Genomic DNA, 17,187 nt, shown 5'->3' with positions numbered 1-17,187 from the left:
GGAGGTATGAGCACGACGCTGGGGGTGGCCATGGTCGAGGCCACCCCCAGCGCTGCCCTGAGGCCCTACGTGCTGAGGCTGTGCGCCTACCGCGAGCACTACGCCGCGCCGGTGACCCGGTCGGAGCCGGCCTTTCCCGGATCGGTGCTCATCCTGGGCTTCGGCACGCCGATGGAGGCCGGCGGGCAGCGGGTGACGTCGTTCGGGGGCGGCCTCAGCGACCGCTTCACCGTCACCAGGACGGCGGGACCGGCGGAGGGCGTGGAGGTGTTCCTGACGCCGTTCGGGGCCCGGCGGCTCTACGGGCTGCCGCTGCGGCACCTGAAGAACCACCTCGTGCCCACCGGCGACCTGCTCGGGCCGTGGGCCGACCTGGCCGTGGAGCGGCTGGCCTCGACCCCGTCCTGGCACGACCGGCTGGCGCTGGCCGACCGGCTGCTGTGCGAGCGCATCGCGGCCGGGCCTTCGCTGGGGCCGGAACTGCCGTGGGCGTGGGCGCGGCTGCTGGAGTCCGGCGGCAGGCTGGGCGTCTCGTCGCTGGCCGACTCGCTGGGCTGGAGCCACCGCCATCTGGTCGCCCGCTTCAACGACCAGATCGGGCTGCCGCCGAAGACGGCGGCCCGGGTCATCAGGTTCGGGCGGGCCGTACGGCTGCTGCGGTCCGGGACGTCCCCGGCCGAGGTCGCGGTGGAATGCGGCTTCTATGACCAGCCGCACATGAACCGCGAGTTCCGGGAGCTGGGCGACACGACGCCCGGTCAGATTTGTCCAAGACCCGGCGACGCCGGCCGGGCATCGTTGGCCTCATGAGAACACGAACCGTCTACGCGCTGGCCCGCTACCAGGACTGCCGGGCCGCCATCGACTTCCTGACCACCGCGTTCGGCTTCAAGGTGCACGAGAGCGCCAAGGATGACCAGGGCGCCGTCCAGCACGCCGAACTGCTCGTGGGGGACGACCTGGTCATGATCAGCCCGGGGAAGCCCGGCGGCCCCGGCATCTACGTGGCCGTTGACGACGTGGACGCCCACCACGACCGAGCGAAGGCCGCGGGCGCGACGATCACCATGGAGCTGGTGGATCAGCCGTACGGCTCCCGCGAGTACGGCTGCCAGGACCCGGAGGGCAACTCCTGGTTCTTCGGCACCTACCGGCCCTGAACGTCAGCGCGGGAAGACGATGGTCTTGTGGCCGTCGAGCAGCACCCGCTGCTCGGCGTGCCACCTGACCGCCCTGGCCAGCGCCACGCACTCCACGTCGCGGCCCATCGCCACCAGGTCCTCGGGAGAGTGGCTGTGGTTGACCCTGGCCACCTCCTGCTCGATGATCGGCCCCTCGTCCAGGTTGGCGGTCACGTAGTGGGCCGTGGCCCCGATGAGCTTGACCCCGCGGTTGTGGGCCTGGTGGTAGGGCTTGGCGCCCTTGAACGACGGCAGGAACGAGTGGTGGATGTTGATGCACCGGCCCGCCAGCTTCCCGCACAGATCCTCCGACAGCACCTGCATGTAGCGGGCCAGCACCACCAGGTCCGCCTGGTAGTGCTCCACCAGCGCCAGCACCTCGGCCTCCTGCTTCGCCTTGGTCTGCGGCGTGACCGGCAGGTGGTGGTAGTCGATGCCGTTGGACTGGGTGAGCGGCCGCAGGTCGGGATGGTTGGAGGCGACGGCGACGATGTCGATGTCCAGTGCCTTGGAGCGTACGCGGTAGAGCAGGTCGTTCAGGCAGTGGTCGAACTTGCTGACCATGATCAGCACGCGCGGCTTCCTGGCCACGTCGCGCAGCTTGAACTCCATCGCGAACTCGGGCGCGAGCGCGGCGAAGGCGGCGTTCAGCTCGTCCTCGCCCAGCGCTCCCGAGAACTGCACGCGCATGAAGAAGCGCTGTGCCACCCTGTCGCCGAACTGCTGGCTCTCGATGATGTTGCACCCGTGCCCGGCGAGCAGGCCGGAGACCGCGGCCACCACACCGGGGCGGTCGGGACAGGACAGCGTCAGGATGTATTCGGCGGGGCTGGTCATGCCTTCACTCTCAGGGACTCCGGCGCTCGGGCGCCACGCGGCTGATCTGGGCAGGTTACCGCCCTGCGGGCATGGGCCGAGAGTACCCGCGGCGACAGGGGCACGTGAGCGATCACACGCGACTCACATCCATCATTGGGCACATCCCGGGTAGTCACTCGGTATCGCCGGTGCGGCGCGGCCATCGATGGCGCGCGCGAACTTCCCGGTGAAGCCGTGGATCAGAGTCCCGCCACCGATGGCGGGGACGGGATGGAGCACATGCCCTTGGACGCCGTCGTCCTGGCCGTGGTCGCGGGCCTGTTCGCCGTCGTGTGCGGGGTCAACGACGGTGGCGCGCTCCTCGCGACCGGGCTCAAGCTGCCCACGGTGCGCCCGCTGACCGGGATCCTCGTGCTCGTCGCGATGGTGGCGCTCGTGCCGCTCGGCACGCACCAGGTGGCGCTGACGTTCGTGACCCGGCTGGCCTCCTTCGAGGAGCCCGGCGGCAAGGTCGCGATGACCGTCGCCGTGGTCGCGGCGGTGACCGTGGTGGCCACGCTCGGCGCGAAGGGCCGCCCGACCAGCCTCACGCTGGCCGTGGTGGGCGGCGTCACCGGGGCGGGGCTGGGGTACGGGCTGCCGGCCTCGCCGGGATGGACGGTCCTGGTGCTGGCCTTCGGGCTGGCCGCGCCGTTCGCCGGAGGGCTGCTGGGGTGGGTGGCGATCCGGTTGCTGGTGGCCACGACCACGGCCCGGGGGTTGTGGCGCTGGCACTGGGCGGGGTTCCTGCTGCAGACGTTCGCGTACGCGGCCAACGACGCGCAGAAGATGCTGGCCGTGTTCATGATCGCGATCGGGTTCACCGGCGCGCCGGTGGCGTACACGTCGCTGGTGGCCGTGTTGTTCGCGCTCGGCACCCTGTACGGCCTGCCCAAGGCGGGCCGCACGCTGAGCCGCGAGATCATCGCCTCCAGACCCGCGCACGGCGTGGCGGCGGAGCTGGCCGCGGGCACGGCGGTGATCGGGTGCGCGGCCGTGGGCATGCCGGTGAGCATGACGCAGGCCATCGCCGGCGGGCTCATCGGCGCGGGGGTGGCGCAGGGCGGGGGCCGGGTTCGCTGGTACACCACCGGCAAGATCGTTTCGGCCTGGCTGATGACGCTGCCCGCGAGCGGCCTGCTGGGCTGGGGGCTGGCGCTGCTGGTGAAGGGGGAGCTGACGTGAAGGGGATGGCACGTTCCGAGGCGGCCCGCCGGTGAAGCGGCTGCGGCGGATCAGGGACCTCATGACCGGGCGCATGGACAGTGCGCTCACCGAGGCGCTGCTCGGGCAGCTCCAGGCCACGAAGGAAGGCGCGTGGCTGGCCATGGCCATGATCGGCGGCGAGGTCGGCACGACGGGGGCGCACGAGCAGATGCGTTCCATCGAGCACCTCGGCGACGGGGAGCGTGCCCGGCTCGTCGAGGAGCTCAAGACGGCGCTCGTCACGCCCATCGACCGGGAGGACCTGTTCCGGCTGTCCCGGTCGATCGACGACGTGCTGGACTCCCTGCGGGACTTCGTCCGCGAGTCCCACCTGTACCGGGTGCCCCACCAGATCCGCTTCACCCCGATGCTCGACCAGGTCATCGTGGGCATCGACGCCCTGGAGAACGCCGTGCGCGACCTGGCCACCCGCCCGTCCGTGGTGACCCACGACGCCCTGGAGGCGAAGAAGGCGGGCGGGGCGATCCGGCGGATGTACCAGTACGAGATCTCCCGCATCTTCTCCGCCGAGCTGACCGCGAACGCGATGAAGGAGCGGGAGCTGGTACGCCGCCTGGAGATCGTGGGCGTGGCCATCGGCGAGGCGGCGGACGCCATCGCCGACGGCGCCATGAAACGTTGAGTCCGGGCTGGCTTCAGCGGAAAGCGTTGATGCCCGTCAGCTCCGCCGACAGCGTCCACAGGCGGGCGGCCTGGTCCGGGTCGGTGGCGTGGCGCTGCACCCCCGCCGAGTCGGGACCGGCGGCCTGTTCGGCTATGTCGCAGTCCTCGCAGTAGACCCCGCCCATGCCCTCCAGCAGCGGCGAGGTGGCCGCCCACACCTGGGTGGCCGCCCCCTGCTCGGGCGTCTTGAAGCTGGGCTCCAGCGGGTTGCCCTCCTCGTCGATCCAGCCGGCGTCGACCATCTCCTGCCTGGGCAGGTGCCGCTGCAGCGGGGTGAGGATGCCGCCGGGATGTAGGCTGAACGCGCGCACGCCCGACTCCTTGGCCAGGGCGTCGAGGTGCACCGCGAACAGCACGTTCGCGGTCTTGGACTGCCCGTAGGCCGCCCACTTGTCGTACCCGCGCTCGAACTGCACGTCGTCCCAGCGGATGCCCGAGCGGCGGTGTCCCGCGGACGAGACGGCCACCACCCGCCCCCGGCCACGCGCGATGGCCGGCCAGAGGAGGTTGACCAGCGCGTAGTGGCCGAGGTGGTTGGTGGCGAACTGGGCCTCCCAGCCGGGGCCGACGCGCGTCTCCGGACAGGCCATGATGCCCGCGCTGTCGATGACGACGTGGGCGTCGCGGCCGGTGGCGAGGAAACGTTCGGCGAAGCCGCGTACGCTGCCGAGGTCACCGAGGTCGAGCTCGTCCACCTCGACCCGGTCGATGCCCTTGACCGCCTCCTCGGCTGAGTCGCGGCGGCGGGCGGGCACCACCACGTGCGCGCCCGCGCGGCTGAGCGCCCGCGTGGCCGCCAGCCCGATGCCGGAGTAGCCCCCGGTGACGATCGCCAGTTTTCCTGACAGATCGATCCCGGCGAGCACGTCGTCCGCGGTGCTCCGGGCGCCGAAGCCCGATCCGATCTTGCGTTGTGGCGTGGTCATGGCTCCAACCTACGAATTGGAGCGCACTCCAGGTCAACATGGATCTTCCCCTGCTTGGTTGCCCGCCACACCTCCCCCGGGCTCCAATGTGAAGTGTGATCACCGATGCCGAGCGCCCGCGGGTGGCCGTCTCCACCTGCCTGCTCGGCGAGCCCGTCAGGTACAACGGCGGGCACAGCCGCGACCGCTTCCTGACCGACGAGTTGTCGCCGTACGTCGACTGGGTCCCCGTCTGTCCCGAGATGGAGGCGGGCCTGGGCAGCCCGCGCGAGACCATGCGCCAGGAGCGCGGCGAGGACGGCCCGCGCCTGGTGACCAGGACCACGCGCGCCGACGTGACCGCCCCCGTCATGGCGGTGGCCACGCGGAGCGCCGCGGAGCTGGACGTCGACGGATTCGTCTTCAAGGCCAAGAGCCCCACCTGCGGCATCCACGGCGTGCCCCTCTACCGGCCCGGCGGCGAGCCGCTCGATCGGCGCAACCGGGGCCTGTTCGCCGGGATCGTCATGGACCGGCATCCGCTGCTGCCGGTGGAGGACGAGGGCCGGCTGCACGACCCGCTGCTGCGGGAGGGCTTCGTGGAGCGGGTGTTCGCGCACGCCAGGCTGCGTGCGCTGCTCGAAGGCGACTGGCGCCCGCGCGACCTGGTCGCCTTCCACGCCCGGCACAAGATGCAGTTGCTGGCCCACGATCCGTCGCTCTACCGGGAGGCGGGCCGGGTGGTGGCCACGGCCGGCGCCCGGCCGCGCGAGGAGGTCGCCGCCGGCTACGCCGAGGTCTTCCAGCGCACGCTCGCCACCAAGGCCGGCACCGGCAAGAACGTCAACGTGCTGCAGCACTGCCTGGGCATGCTCGCGCTGGACCCGGTCAGGCGGGCCGACGCGGTGGAGGTGATCGACTCCTACCGGGCGGGCCTGGTGCCGCTGAGCGTGCCCACGACGCTGCTGCGCCATCACGCGCGGGGGCAGGAGGCGGTGTACGTACGCGACCAGACGTACTTCTGCCCCTACCCGGACGACCTTCGCCTGCGCAACCACATCCCCCGGTAGCGTCTGCCGGGTGAGCGACATAAACGATCACCCCGCCGCGCGCGTCGTCTGCCTGGATCGTGACGGCCGGGTGTTGCTGATGCACTGGTACGACCGGATCGCCCGGGCGGACGTCTGGGAACCGCCCGGCGGCAGGACCGAGCCCGGCGAGAGCCTGCTGGCGGCGGCCAGGCGGGAGCTGGCGGAGGAGACCGGGCTGCCGGGGTCGGCGGTGCTGGACCGCTTCGTCGAGGTGGATCGGGACTTCTGGTGGCTGGGGGTGCGGTTCGTCAAGCGGGAGCCGTTCTACCTGGCCAGGTTCGCGCAGGCCCGGCCTGAGGTGGTCCCAGGGGCGCTGACCGAGGAGGAGCGGGATGCCTTCCGTGGCCACGTGTGGGTGCGGGAGTTGCCCACGGGCGTCGAACCTCCCGAACTGGCCAAGGTCATCGAGGAGCTCACGCGGGATCCCGGATGAGCTCGGCCGCGCTGCACGGGCCCGCTGCACGGGCCCGCAGGGGCGCGGGTTCAGGGCTTTAGGGGCGGCCCAGTTCGGCGTGTGTGACCGACATCAGGCCGCGTAGCAGTGTGCCGGACACCTTCTCGTGCTCCGGCTCCACCGGCAGGCCCTCGCCCACCCGCTCGCGATAGACCTCCCGCTCCTGCGCGTCGGTGTAGGGCAGCGCGGTCATCGCGACGACGACGCTGACCTTGGTGCCGCCGCCCGGCTTGACGGCCACGGCGTGCGTGCGCAGGCAGGTCTCGTCGGGGGCGCCGTACCAGCCGCACTTGACCGCCGCCCCGGGCCAGCCCAGTGCCTCGCGGGCGCCGAACGCCTGCGAGTCGGCCACCTGCCCCATCCAGTCGAGCACGGTCGTGGCCACCGGGTCCCCGGCGGCGGCCGACTGGGCGAGCACCGCGTAGGCCAGGGCCACCTCGCCGGCCGAGACCTCGACGGAGCCGAACCTGGAGGGGTCGCCGTTGGGCGGCGTCCAGGCCACGCCCGTACGTTCGCGCAGGTCGTCGAGGATGACGTGAGGGCCGATGGCCAGCCACAGGTTGAGCGTGTCGGCGTTGGAGGAGACGACGACGGCGGGCTCGGCGTGGCTTCGCCAGCGTCCGGCGTCGGGGATGCGGGCCGCGCTCACCCAGGCGTACAGGGGCTTGAGCAGGGAGGCGCAGCGCAGGCGGGCCAGGCCCGCGCCGACGTTCACGCTGCGGGCGGGTGGCCCGCCGTAACCGCGCCTGATGCCCGCCGCCTGGACGCTGGCACTGTGATCGAGATCGCTGATCAGCTCGTTGAAGCCCACGCAGTCCACCGTAGACCTACCGGGCGCCTCCGCAGCGCCCTTCGCCCACGCCCGTACGGTTCAGGCCCGTGCGATTGAGGTCAGGGCGGTTCAGGTCAGGGCGGTTCAGGTCAGGGCGGTTCAGGTCAGGGCGGTTCAGGTCAGGGCGGTTCAGGTCAGGGCGGTTCAGGTCAGGGCGGTTCAGGGCAGGGCGGTTCAGGTCAGGGCGGTTCAGGGCAGGGCGGCCTCGAAGCGGGAGCGCAGTTCGCCCAGGCGCTTGACGGGTTCGTTGCTGAAGACGAGGCGCACGTAGCGGGGCGCCACCGACACGCCCCAGGCCGTCATGGGCGTGGCGGCGACCCGGCCGCGTTCCAGGAGCCGGTCGGACAGCTCGGTGGCCGTCAGGCCCAGGGCCTCGGCGTCCACCAGGCACGACCAGCCGCCGCCCGCCCGCACCACCGGCAGCCCGTCGAGCTGCGCGACCACCGTGTCGTGCCGGGCCTGGTACTCGGCCACCGCCTCCGCCACGCCCGACGGCTCCCTGAGCGCGGCGGCGGCACCGAGCTGGGCGAAGCCGCCGGACACCGTCGTGTTGTAGATGGTCGCGAGCATGACGCGGGACATGATGTCCGGCGGGCCCGCGACCCAGCCGATCCGCCAGCCGATCATGCGGTACTCCTTGGACACCGAGCCGACGATGATCGTGCGCTCAGCCAGGCCGTCCACCCGGCACGGGTTGATGCGCGGATGGCCGTCGAAGACGATGCGCTCCATGGCCGCGTCGTAGATCAGGTACGCGCCGGTGCGCTCGCAGACCTGCGCGATCACGGCCCAGTCCGCCCGGTCGAAGACCACTCCCGACGGCATCGACGGGCTCATCAGCAGCAGCGCCGCGGCCGAGCGCACCTCGGCCAGCGCCTCCCGGTCCAGCCGCCAGTGGCCGTCGATCACGCGCAGCGGCACCAGGTGCGGGCGCGCGCCGGACAGCCGTACGCGCTGGAGCAGGCCCGCGTAGGTGGGGTCGGTGAGCACCACCGGGTCGCCGGGTTCCGTGGTGCTCATCAGCACGGGCATGAACGCCGACATTCCGCCCGAGGTGATGGCGATCTGGCGCACGGGGTCGTAGTCGAGGCCCGTACGGACCCGCAGGTCGGCCGCCACGGCCTGGCACAACTCGGGCAGGCCGGTGAGGGGCAGCCAGCTGTTGCCCGAGCACTCCGCCAGCGATCGCGTGGTCGCCTCCACGGCCGCGGGCGGGGGCGGGACGTCGGTGTCGAGGTTCTCCAGGCGCAGCACGTCGGGGTCGTTTCCGGCGGCCGCGGCGACCACGTCGAGGCCGATCGGCTGCACGTGCTCGAATCGGGAGTTGGCCCGCATGACAGCACCTCCGGTGACAGGTTCCGTATATGGAACAGTCCGCCGCGAACGTCCCACTGTCAAGGGATCAGAGGCCGTACCGCACCAAGGACGCCACCAGCGCGACGGGCAGCAGCGCGAGCACCCCGGCCCCCGTCGCGATCTTCCAGCGCCGCGCCACCCGGGCCTCCGTCACGAACGCGGCCAGCACCCCCGCGACCCCGAACGCCGCCCCGGCCGTGACCGCGTGCGCGAACGACGACGTCCACGAGGGCAGCGACTCACTGGCGAGCCTGAACACCACCAGCATCCCCGCCGCCGCCAGCGCCACCCGCCGCCCCGGCCGCACCCCCACCCGCTCCAGCGCGAACGCGGACCCGGCGAGCGCGACCAGGCTGATCACCACGACGACGCCGACGGCCGGGGGCAGGCAGCTCCAGTCCTCGCAGCCGACGCCCGCCCACGCGAGCCGCACGGTGGCCCACCACAACACCCCCAGAGCGGCACACACCACGGCCGCACGCCCTATTCGCCCCCTCATGCCCCCATGCTCCCATCAGGAGAGACGCGCCGCCCGGTGGTCGTCCGCCTCGGCCTCGGCCTGACGGCCCAGGGCGCGAAGGGCGACGGCCCTGTTGGCGTACAGGTCGGCCTGGGGCCGCAGCTCGATGGCCCGCGTCAGGTCCGCGACCGCGCCTTCCAGGTCGCCGGTGGCGTAACGCAGCGCCCCCCGGCTCCCCCAGGCCGCCACGAGCCCCGGCGCGGCCTCCAGGGCCTGGTCCAGGGCCGCCTCGGCCTCCGCGTGCCGGCCCGCCGCCGTCTCCAGCTGGCCCAGCACCGTGAGCAGGTACGGATTGCCGGGAGCCAGCCTGAGCCCCGTCTCGACGTCGAGCCTGGCCTCCTCGTCCATGTCGCAGCCGGCCAGCAGCCCGGCGCGGTTGATGTAGGCGTCCAGGTAACCGGGATCCAGCTCGACCACCAGCCCCAGATCGGCCAGCGCCCCCTCGACGTCCCCCCGCACGGTACGCACCTCCGCCCGGTTGTAGTACGCCTCGGGCAGCGGCGGCCCCGCCCGCATGGCCTGCTCGAAGTCGGCCAGCGCCTCGTCGTGCCTGCCCAGCTTGAACAGCAGGTTGCCGCGATCGAGGTAGGTGTCGGGGAAGCCGGGGTCGAGCGCGATCGCCGCCCCGTACTCGTCCAGCGCCTCCTTGGTACGCCCGAGCCCGGCCAGGAGCTGTGCCCGGTTGGCCAGCAACACCATCCGGTGCGGCCGGTGCCGCTCCCCCAGCTCACCCGCCAACTCGATGGCCGACTCCACCAGCGACAGCGCGGCGTCGAGCCGGCCGTGCCGCAGCTCGATCAGCGCCAGGCCGTTGCGGTCGAAGCCCAGCTTGAAGGCCCGTTCCCGGGGGTCGGGCAGGATGGTGGAGATGGCGATCGCCTCGTTGACCCAGGCCCTGGCCCTGCCGAGGTCGCGGCGGGCCGGGTCGGGGTGGCGGGCGTCGAGCATCGCCGTGCCGTACGCGGCGGCGGCGTGCATCGCCGGGTCCTGGCTGGCCAGGCGCACCCGGTCCCAGACCGCACGGGCCTCCTCCACGCGCCCGAGCCCGCCGAGCGCGGTCGCGGTGCGCTGGGCGAAGCGCCACCAGAGCGCGCTGCCCGGCTCCGTGGCGGCCAGGCCCCTCTCCCCCAGTTCCACCGCGCCGTGCAGGAAGCCCTCACGCATGCATCGGTCGACGATCGTCCACAGCTCGTCGGCGTCGCGGGTGTCGGGTGGCGGGTTTGGGCCGCCGGAGTAGACCATGATCGTCAGTGTGGTGGGCGAGATCCGCCGCATCAGGACTTCGAGGAGTTCGGCATCGGTGGGGTCGGCCGCATCGCCGTTGCACACGGCCAGGGCCCGTCCCGGGCGTACTGCGGCTCGTACGAACTCCGCGATCCCGTTGGCCAGCCGCAGTGTACGGCGGGGCGCGGGCACGAGGATGCGCTCCTCGTCCGGCAGCTCCGCGTCGATGGTGCCCCGCCCGGCCCGCACGACGCCCGCCAGCTCGGGCGCGGCCGCCAGGATCTCGATGTCGTGGGCCGCCACCAGCTCAGGGGAGCGCCGCAGGGTCGCGGGCACCAGGTGGCTGAGCAGGGCGGAGGCCATGGTGTAGGGGCCGCGCGGCCGACGGTGCGCGTCGATCAGCGGCGTCAGTAGCCGCGCGGCCCCCCATCGGGCGGGTGGTTCGCCCTTGACCCTGAGGTGGGACCTCTCCTCAGTCACCCCTTGTGAATGACGCTGGAGGTCCCGGCCAGCCTTGCGGTTCCAGGCTTGCGGACGACGATGCGCTTCATGACATGCCTCTCCACTTGGGGTTGAACACCCATTATTGGGTCACTCCACCGAATATCAAGGTTTAACCCAAATAAGTGGGAAGCAACCGGATAAAAAGCACTTGCCTTTTGAATGGGAGGTCTAACCCATTAGGACCGAAACCAGCGCTGGAATCGTGTAGTATGAGGCCCGTCGGATTTGCCCATCAAGTCGCACAGACATCGACCGTGCAGGGTGACCGACTGGCAACGGCCGTGCCCACTCCGGCCTAGCCCTGTTAGATCCAGCCCCGTCCGGCCCAGCTCTGCTCGGCTCTGCTCCCGGACAATGCGGGTGGCACGCGACAGCAGGCGTTCCAGGCTGGGCTCCTCCCCGCCCTTCAGCGAGCGGGTGTGCCAGGGGCAGGCCGTGACGTTCGTACAGGCGCTCTTGGCCAGATAGGGCGCCGAGCCGCCCACGAGCCCCAGCGGATCCTCACGTTTGATCCTCCGGTTGGCCAGTGCCAGCGCCGCCCGGCCGGCCAGGTAGAGCAGATCGCGGCGGCTGCGTTCTTTTCCCGGCAACCGGGCCCTGTCGGGCAGCGCGAGCAGGGTCGCGCCCGCCATCAGCAGGCCGCCCACGATCATGCTCCCGCCCAGCGGCTCGTGGAACCAGACCACCGCGATCGCGGTCACCCAGACGGGCTGCGAGGACATGAAGATCTGGCTCGGCACGGCGGACAGGTGCTTCTGGGCCTCGGACCGCGCCAAGAAGCCCAGCGCGCACGCGATCACGGACAGGTGGAGCAGGATCAGCCAGTCGGGCGGGGTGGAGGGCAGGGTGATCCCGTCGCGCACGGCCACGCCGCCGGTGAGCACCCCGATGGTGAAGAGCTGGATCACGGTGAGCTGGTACACGGGAAAACCCGCCGGGCGCTTGGACAGGTGGTTCAGCAGCAGCGTGTGGCCGGAGTAGAGCGCGGCGGCGACCAGGGTGACGACGAGCGCGAGCACCGAGATCTGGTGCTCCTCCACCCCGCGCAGCAGCGTGAACACGGTCATGCCGGCCAGCGAGAGCCCGACCGCGATCCAGACCCGCCGCCGCACCGGATCCTTGAACAGCAGCAGTGACAGGATGGGCGTGATCATCACGCTGCAGCCGACGGCGAATCCCGAGACCGCCGAGGGCAGGTGGTTGAGCGCCAATGCCTGCCCGGCCTGCCCGACGCCGAACATGAGCCCGAGGTAGATTCCGTTGATCCACGTGTCCCTGGGCAGTCCCAGCAGGCAGCGCGGCTTGATCAGGATCAGCGTCACCGCGGCGAGCAGGTAACGCTCGGCGAGCAGGTCCTCGACAGGTAACCGATGGATGAGATCTTTCATCAGTGGGAACGCCGACCCCCATGCGGCGCTGACGAACAACAGAAGCACGGCTCCGCGATGGGCGTGGGGGCGGGGAGCGAGCACATCTGCCATGAGAAAAGCATGGCACTACTATTCGCAGCCTTTGGTGTACAGGGCGCCACCGGTGATGCTTGTCTACACCCGAGTGGTAAGAGGCTCACCCGCTGGTTCGTGCATCCTTATCCGCGCACCCCGATATGCGCCCGAGTCCAACATATCGTGCATGCGAATTCGGCGAATGATGCCGGATATGGCAGCCAGGGAAGCGTCACCACAGGTGACGGCCGGAGGACGGCGGGAACCTCACGCCGTGCAGGCCCCGGGACAGGACACCGGGGAAGTACGGGGCTGGCGGCCCCAGGAGGGGTTGGTGTGGGGCCGTGGCAGGTGTGCTGTGGCCGACAGCCCTAGAGCTCCAGGACGGCCGGCGGGAGCAGGCGTTTCTCACCGTGGACGACCGTCAGGCCGCCTACCTGCTCTCTGGAGAGCTCGCGCCAGCCCTGGCGCTCGTACAGCGCCAGCGCGGCCTCCTGGTTGAGCGTGGTGTCACCCCTGACACCGAGAAACCCGAGTTCCACCGCGCGCTGCTCCAGCGCGATGAGCATGGCCGCGCCCAGACCGCGGCGCTGGAACTCGGGATGGACCCTCAACCGGCAGATCTCGGCGGTGTTCGTGTCGATGGGCTTGAGCCCGCCCATCGACACGACCCGCGAGTCCACCTCCCCGACCAGGAAATCGCCTCCGCAGGCCAGGTAGATGTCCTGGATCCGCGGGAAGTCGTCGTCGTAGTAGACGCCGTCTCCCGGGACCAGGCCCACCTTCGCGAGGCAGATCCGATGGAGCGCGAGGATGGTGTCGAGATCCGACCAGCGGTAACGCCTGATCGTCAGCTTCATCCATCGCCCCCTTTCAGTAGGGACTGTTTGCGCCGCCGGTGCAGCGCGGCCTGGTAGGCGGGCAGCAGCGGGTGGTTGGCGTCCACCGCCATGATGTTCTTTTCCAGTTGGACCGCGGGCCGCACGATCAGGTCGGTGAGATATTCGTCGCCGACCAGTTCCAGTGCCTTCGTGCCGATGCTCAGCGCCTCCTTGACGTCGCCGTCGATCAGCTTGCACTGGGCCTGGTCGAACCTGATCAGCGTCTGGTCGAGGATGTGGTCCTCGTACTTGAGCAGGGCCCGATCCAGGATCACCTCGGCCTCGATGGTCTCGCCGAGCTTGGTGAGCACGTCACCCTGGTAGAAGTAGAGCTGCTTCTCGGTATAGCCGAAGGCAAGGTCTTCCTTGTCCTCTGGCCGCATGTGGGAGAAGGCGTTCCTGGCCCGCGCCAGGGCGCGCTTGGCCTGGTCGACGATCTCCTTCTTGCTCTCGCCGCCCGACATCATGGCCAGCGCCCTGGCCTCGACGACCGGAGCCATGGCCTGCGCCGGGCACGGGGTGGCCCCGGCCATGTCGCGGCTCTTCTTGGCCAGGGTGAGCGCCTCGCGGGCGTCGCCGAAGTAGAGGGGGACGAGGGACTCGCGGGCCGTGATCCACGCGCGCAGAGCGCGGTCGCCGGTCTCGTCGGCCGCCGTGCGCCCGGTGCGGAAGAACGAGCGGGCCAGGCGGTGGTCGCCCAGGTTGATCAGGATCATGCCGCTGAGGCCGGAGAGCTGCGCGGCGATCCTGCACAGTCGTTCCTGAAGGTCGATGGGCTGACGCCGGGACATCGCCGTGCGTACCGCGCTCAGTTCGAGCAGCACGTCGCACAGCAGCCGCAGCGGGGCCGTGGTGGTGTACTGGCGGCCGAAGCTGACCGTCGCCTCCTCCCACTGGTCGAGCATCGCGGCGGACACGGTGGCCGAGACCAGCATCTCGTCCATCCTGCGCCTGATGCCCTCGCACGCTCCCAGCACCGGCCCGTCGAGCTGCTCGGCCAGGTTCGTGTCGGGATTGAGCAGCCTTAATAGGGTGCGGCGCAGGATGTTCTCGTCTTCCTCCGCATCGACCTCTGGCTCCATCGGTGTGAGAACCAACTCGCGCTCCGGCACCGCGTTCAGCGCCCGATCCTTGCCATCGCCGTTCACCACCCCCGGCATCCGGTGGCCGTGGCCACAGATGCACGGCGCGTCGTAGCCCAGCGCGCCCGGCTCGACCCGGTAGACCGTGCACAGGTAGTGCAGGTATTCGGGGCCGGGGCGCTTGAGCCCGCTCTCGTACGCCGACAGCAGGGTCTCCCCGATGCCGGGCATCGCCTTGGAGTCTCGTTCGAACAGGGCTCTCACCTGCTCGATGACGTCGGCAAGCGCGATCCCGTGGGCCAGGCGGTGTGCCTTGATCCGGGAGGTGCTGAACTGGACGGTGCACGCCTCGTGAATCTCATCAGCTATCTGAGCCGACGTGCGCCCGGCGGCAAGGCCTCTGGCCCTGATCCGCCGGGCGATCTCCGTCTCCCTGTGCTGTCTGCCGGACATCCCGGCCCCTCTCACGCATGTCTCGACGGGTCCGCAACTGGTGACTCAGCGTAGCCTTCAAGTCGCTGTGCGCCTACCCATGACTATGAAGCAATACCGAAGAGATTTGAAACGCGCGCAACCAGCCTACGGTTAAGGATCGTCCTCCCCGGGTGCGTTTCTTACATCCCATGAGTGAGAAGCGACTCCCCGTGAGCGGACCCCTCCGTTGCGCCAACTGTTGACATGGGCCATGTTTGGCCCACCAGAAGCATTCCTGAGGGAGGAACGAACGGTGGGGGACGACAACTTCGAGCACCTGGAGCGCCTCGTGGCCGAGCTCGCCGAGCGCGGGTTGCTCGCACGAGTGGTCCAGACACAGAACGGGCGCCGGTTCGTACGGGTCATCAACCCGAAGGCGACCAGCCTGTCCGAGAACGTCACCTGCCGGTCGGCAGCCGTCTCTGACATGCCCGACTGGTGGTACTGCTGGTCCTGGGGCGAACGGATGCACACGGCCGACGATCCGGCCGGTGCGGCGACCAAGGTCGCCCGCGTGCTCGCCGCCGTGGGGGAGTGACGATCGTGGTGATCCGGGTGGAGCGCAGCCACCACGGCTCACCACATCCCGCGGCGGCTCATGGGAGCCGGCGGAGTGACCGGTGCGGAGGGCATCCCGCTGGGCGGAGCCCTGGTCACTCCGCCGGTTCCGGCTCAACCGCGCCCCGGACCACCCGGTCCACCCGGTGCCGCGAGCCCAAACCGGCTCCGTCCACCCGGCCCCGTCCACCCGGCCCCGTCCACCCGGTGCCGCGCGCTCTGAACGTGCGCCGCACCCGTCAAGCCGCCCGCCCGGTCCGCCGGGCGGGTGTTCGGGGGGATCCCTCCCGGAACCGGCACAGGACATGCTTCCGGGTGTGTGTCCTGGTCCGAGCCGTCCGTCATCGGAGCGTCCGCTCTCTCCCTCCGCGGCCCAGAGAGCGGGCGACCCCGTCTTCCCCGGCGTGATGTGACGGCGGGCGGTTCGGTCGGCGGTATTTTTGGATCGAAACGGTCCAAAAAGCCGACCGAACCGCTTCTGGAGGGGGATCCACCTAGTGTTACTGCTGGTGACAGCGGGACCACCGTCCGCGCCCGGGCCGGAAATGCCCAACCTTAATCAGGTGGCCACGCAAATGTCAGCCCTATGTGAGGGTGACACGGTCATTTGCTCTACTCTGGTCAAGGTGTTTGGCAACGAGCCCTGGGCGCTGCTGCTGTCCAGCGCGATCACCATCGTCCTGATCCTCGTGCTCGCCTTCGTGATCCGCAGGATCGCGCACAAGGTGATCGCGAGGGTGGTCACCCGCGCGGCCACGACCGGTTCCATCGCCAGCCGATTCCGCAAGGGCGCGGCGACCGACGGCATCGACGCGCTCCTGCACGAACGGCGCAAGCAACGGGCCGAGACGATGGGGTCGGTGCTCAAGCACGTCGCCTCGATCGTCATCCTGGGCACCGCGGTGCTGACCGTGCTCGACCGGCTGACCATTCCCATCGCCCCGCTGCTGACCAGCGTCGGCATCCTCGGCGTGGCCATCGGCTTCGGCGCCCAGGAACTGGTGAAGGACTTCATCGCCGGCATGTTCATGCTGCTGGAGGACCAGTACGGCGTGGGCGACGTGATCGACGTGGGCGGCGTGATCGGCACCGTCGAGGCGGTCACCCTGCGCGTCACCCGGCTGCGCGACCTCGACGGCCGCGTCTGGTATGTGCGCAACGGCACCATCACCCGGGTCGGCAACGAGTCGCAGGGCTGGTCGCGCGCCTTCATGGACGTGCCGGTGGCCTACGACGCCGACGTGGTGAGCGTGCGGGTGCTGCTGGAGCAGGTGGCCGAGGAGATCTGGGCCGACACCGAGCTGCGCGAGGCCAAGATCGTGGAGCAGCCGCAGGTGTTCGGCGTGGAGCAGTTGTCCGACAGTTCGCTGGTGTTCCGCATCTCCGCCAAGACGGTGCCCGCCGCGCAGGCCGAGGTGTCGAGGGAGTTGCGGCTGCGGGTCAAGACGGCACTCGACACCGCGGGCATTCCGATGGTCGCCACCGCCTAAGCTGGGAAACGTGACAGAGACCTCCTTCTACGACGCCGTCGGGGGCGAGGAGACCTTCCGGCGCCTCGTACACCGCTTCTATGAGGGGGTCGCGGAGGACCCGCTCCTGCGGCCGCTCTACCCGGAGTCCGACCTGACGGGTGCCGAGGAGCGGCTGCGGGGCTTCCTGGTCCAGTACTGGGGCGGCCCCAAGACCTACAGCGAGCAGCGCGGCCACCCCAGGCTGCGCATGCGGCACGTGCCGTTCGTCATCGGCGAGGCCGAGCGCGACGCCTGGCTGCGGCACATGCGCGACGCGGTCGACACGCTCGGCCTGACGCAGGAGCAGGAGACCCAGCTCTGGGACTATCTGGTCTACGCGGCCCACAGCCTGGTGAACTCGCCCACGTAACACCCCCCGGCCTGGCGGACCTCCCGACGTCGCGGCCCGCGGGCTGGTGAA

General features: G+C 70.5%; 18 protein-coding genes. 9 read left to right on the top strand and 9 right to left on the bottom strand.

Annotation, left to right across the window (positions count from 1 at the left end; all coding sequences use genetic code 11):
- Nucleotides 1–6 precede the first annotated feature (6 nt).
- Entirely contained in the window at nt 7–810 is an 804-nt protein-coding gene (locus AB0I81_RS26770) for a helix-turn-helix domain-containing protein (protein ID WP_360661626.1), read from the top strand.
- Nucleotides 807–1,160 (top strand): VOC family protein, encoded by a 354-nt coding sequence (locus AB0I81_RS26765; RefSeq protein WP_360661623.1) that lies wholly within the window; start codon nt 807–809, stop codon nt 1,158–1,160. The genes AB0I81_RS26770 and AB0I81_RS26765 overlap by 4 nt, the downstream gene beginning before the upstream one ends.
- Nucleotides 1,161–1,163: 3 nt before the next feature.
- Here the strand turns inward: AB0I81_RS26765 and purU are convergent, their stop codons facing one another.
- Nucleotides 1,164–2,018 carry a formyltetrahydrofolate deformylase gene (gene purU / locus AB0I81_RS26760; RefSeq protein ID WP_360661620.1) on the bottom strand — a complete coding sequence of 285 codons (855 nt, stop codon included), beginning with the start codon at nt 2,016–2,018 and terminating at the stop codon, nt 1,164–1,166.
- Nucleotides 2,019–2,234: 216 nt separating this feature from the next.
- Here purU and AB0I81_RS26755 point away from each other — a divergent pair, with 216 nt between their 5' ends.
- Nucleotides 2,235–3,224, top strand: a complete 990-nt coding sequence (locus AB0I81_RS26755; protein ID WP_360661617.1) for an inorganic phosphate transporter — start codon at nt 2,235–2,237, stop codon at nt 3,222–3,224.
- A 31-nt stretch (nt 3,225–3,255) separates the two neighbouring features.
- Entirely contained in the window at nt 3,256–3,888 is a 633-nt protein-coding gene (locus AB0I81_RS26750) for a DUF47 family protein (protein WP_360661614.1), read from the top strand.
- A 13-nt stretch (nt 3,889–3,901) separates the two neighbouring features.
- Here AB0I81_RS26750 and AB0I81_RS26745 read toward each other — a convergent pair whose 3' ends face one another.
- On the bottom strand, nt 3,902–4,855 hold the full coding sequence (locus tag AB0I81_RS26745; protein WP_360661611.1) for an SDR family NAD(P)-dependent oxidoreductase: 954 nt from the start codon (nt 4,853–4,855) through the stop codon (nt 3,902–3,904).
- Between the two features lie 98 nt (nt 4,856–4,953).
- On the opposite strand from AB0I81_RS26745, the gene AB0I81_RS26740 reads away from it, so the two are divergent.
- Both AB0I81_RS26740 and AB0I81_RS26735 read left to right on the top strand, forming a co-directional pair.
- On the top strand, nt 4,954–5,904 hold the full coding sequence (locus AB0I81_RS26740) for a DUF523 and DUF1722 domain-containing protein (protein ID WP_360661800.1): 951 nt from the start codon (nt 4,954–4,956) through the stop codon (nt 5,902–5,904).
- 10 nt (nt 5,905–5,914) lie between these two features.
- Nucleotides 5,915–6,358, top strand: coding sequence for an NUDIX domain-containing protein (locus tag AB0I81_RS26735; RefSeq protein WP_360661608.1), 444 nt, complete (start codon nt 5,915–5,917; stop codon nt 6,356–6,358).
- Between the two features lie 58 nt (nt 6,359–6,416).
- On the opposite strand, the gene AB0I81_RS26730 is transcribed toward AB0I81_RS26735, so the two are convergent.
- From AB0I81_RS26730 to AB0I81_RS26700, 7 genes are all read right to left on the bottom strand, one after another.
- On the bottom strand, nt 6,417–7,190 hold the full coding sequence (locus AB0I81_RS26730) for a hypothetical protein (protein ID WP_360661605.1): 774 nt from the start codon (nt 7,188–7,190) through the stop codon (nt 6,417–6,419).
- 210 nt (nt 7,191–7,400) lie between these two features.
- On the bottom strand, nt 7,401–8,546 hold the full coding sequence (locus AB0I81_RS26725; protein WP_360661602.1) for a pyridoxal phosphate-dependent aminotransferase: 1,146 nt from the start codon (nt 8,544–8,546) through the stop codon (nt 7,401–7,403).
- Nucleotides 8,547–8,613: 67 nt separating this feature from the next.
- Nucleotides 8,614–9,066 carry a hypothetical protein gene (locus AB0I81_RS26720; protein WP_360661599.1) on the bottom strand — a complete coding sequence of 151 codons (453 nt, stop codon included), beginning with the start codon at nt 9,064–9,066 and terminating at the stop codon, nt 8,614–8,616.
- Between the two features lie 15 nt (nt 9,067–9,081).
- Nucleotides 9,082–10,791 (bottom strand): tetratricopeptide repeat protein, encoded by a 1,710-nt coding sequence (locus AB0I81_RS26715; RefSeq protein WP_360661596.1) that lies wholly within the window; start codon nt 10,789–10,791, stop codon nt 9,082–9,084.
- 200 nt (nt 10,792–10,991) lie between these two features.
- On the bottom strand, nt 10,992–12,296 hold the full coding sequence (locus tag AB0I81_RS26710; RefSeq protein WP_360661593.1) for a DMT family transporter: 1,305 nt from the start codon (nt 12,294–12,296) through the stop codon (nt 10,992–10,994).
- A gap of 335 nt (nt 12,297–12,631) precedes the next feature.
- Complete coding sequence (locus AB0I81_RS26705) at nt 12,632–13,120, bottom strand: GNAT family N-acetyltransferase (protein WP_360661590.1); 489 nt, start codon at nt 13,118–13,120, stop codon at nt 12,632–12,634.
- Nucleotides 13,117–14,676 (bottom strand): XRE family transcriptional regulator, encoded by a 1,560-nt coding sequence (locus AB0I81_RS26700; RefSeq protein WP_360661587.1) that lies wholly within the window; start codon nt 14,674–14,676, stop codon nt 13,117–13,119. The genes AB0I81_RS26705 and AB0I81_RS26700 overlap by 4 nt, the downstream gene beginning before the upstream one ends.
- Before the next feature lie 274 nt (nt 14,677–14,950).
- On the opposite strand from AB0I81_RS26700, the gene AB0I81_RS26695 reads away from it, so the two are divergent.
- The 3 genes from AB0I81_RS26695 to AB0I81_RS26685 all read left to right on the top strand — a co-directional run bounded on the left by AB0I81_RS26695 (nt 14,951) and on the right by AB0I81_RS26685 (nt 17,136).
- Complete coding sequence (locus AB0I81_RS26695) at nt 14,951–15,235, top strand: hypothetical protein (RefSeq protein ID WP_360661584.1); 285 nt, start codon at nt 14,951–14,953, stop codon at nt 15,233–15,235.
- A 646-nt stretch (nt 15,236–15,881) separates the two neighbouring features.
- Nucleotides 15,882–16,745 carry a mechanosensitive ion channel family protein gene (locus tag AB0I81_RS26690; protein ID WP_360661581.1) on the top strand — a complete coding sequence of 288 codons (864 nt, stop codon included), beginning with the start codon at nt 15,882–15,884 and terminating at the stop codon, nt 16,743–16,745.
- Between the two features lie 10 nt (nt 16,746–16,755).
- Complete coding sequence (locus tag AB0I81_RS26685) at nt 16,756–17,136, top strand: globin (RefSeq protein WP_360661578.1); 381 nt, start codon at nt 16,756–16,758, stop codon at nt 17,134–17,136.
- Nucleotides 17,137–17,187 lie beyond the last annotated feature (51 nt).

This window comes from Nonomuraea sp. NPDC050404, from assembly GCF_040655495.1.
Classification (GTDB): Bacteria; Actinomycetota; Actinomycetes; order Streptosporangiales; family Streptosporangiaceae; genus Nonomuraea.
This window is presented reverse-complemented; position numbering and strand designations above follow the sequence as displayed.

What these genes read in the sequence shown, in the direction of transcription:
- purU (WP_360661620.1), bottom strand. Translation starts at nt 2,018, where the DNA reads ATGACCAGCCCCGCCGAATACATCCTGACGCTGTCCTGTCCCGACCGC.
- AB0I81_RS26770 (WP_360661626.1), top strand. Translation starts at nt 7, where the DNA reads ATGAGCACGACGCTGGGGGTGGCCATGGTCGAGGCCACCCCCAGCGCT.
- AB0I81_RS26745 (WP_360661611.1), bottom strand. Translation starts at nt 4,855, where the DNA reads ATGACCACGCCACAACGCAAGATCGGATCGGGCTTCGGCGCCCGGAGC.
- AB0I81_RS26720 (WP_360661599.1), bottom strand. Translation starts at nt 9,066, where the DNA reads ATGAGGGGGCGAATAGGGCGTGCGGCCGTGGTGTGTGCCGCTCTGGGG.
- AB0I81_RS26705 (WP_360661590.1), bottom strand. Translation starts at nt 13,120, where the DNA reads ATGAAGCTGACGATCAGGCGTTACCGCTGGTCGGATCTCGACACCATC.
- AB0I81_RS26700 (WP_360661587.1), bottom strand. Translation starts at nt 14,676, where the DNA reads ATGTCCGGCAGACAGCACAGGGAGACGGAGATCGCCCGGCGGATCAGG.
- AB0I81_RS26725 (WP_360661602.1), bottom strand. Translation starts at nt 8,546, where the DNA reads ATGCGGGCCAACTCCCGATTCGAGCACGTGCAGCCGATCGGCCTCGAC.
- AB0I81_RS26710 (WP_360661593.1), bottom strand. Translation starts at nt 12,296, where the DNA reads ATGGCAGATGTGCTCGCTCCCCGCCCCCACGCCCATCGCGGAGCCGTG.
- AB0I81_RS26765 (WP_360661623.1), top strand. Translation starts at nt 807, where the DNA reads ATGAGAACACGAACCGTCTACGCGCTGGCCCGCTACCAGGACTGCCGG.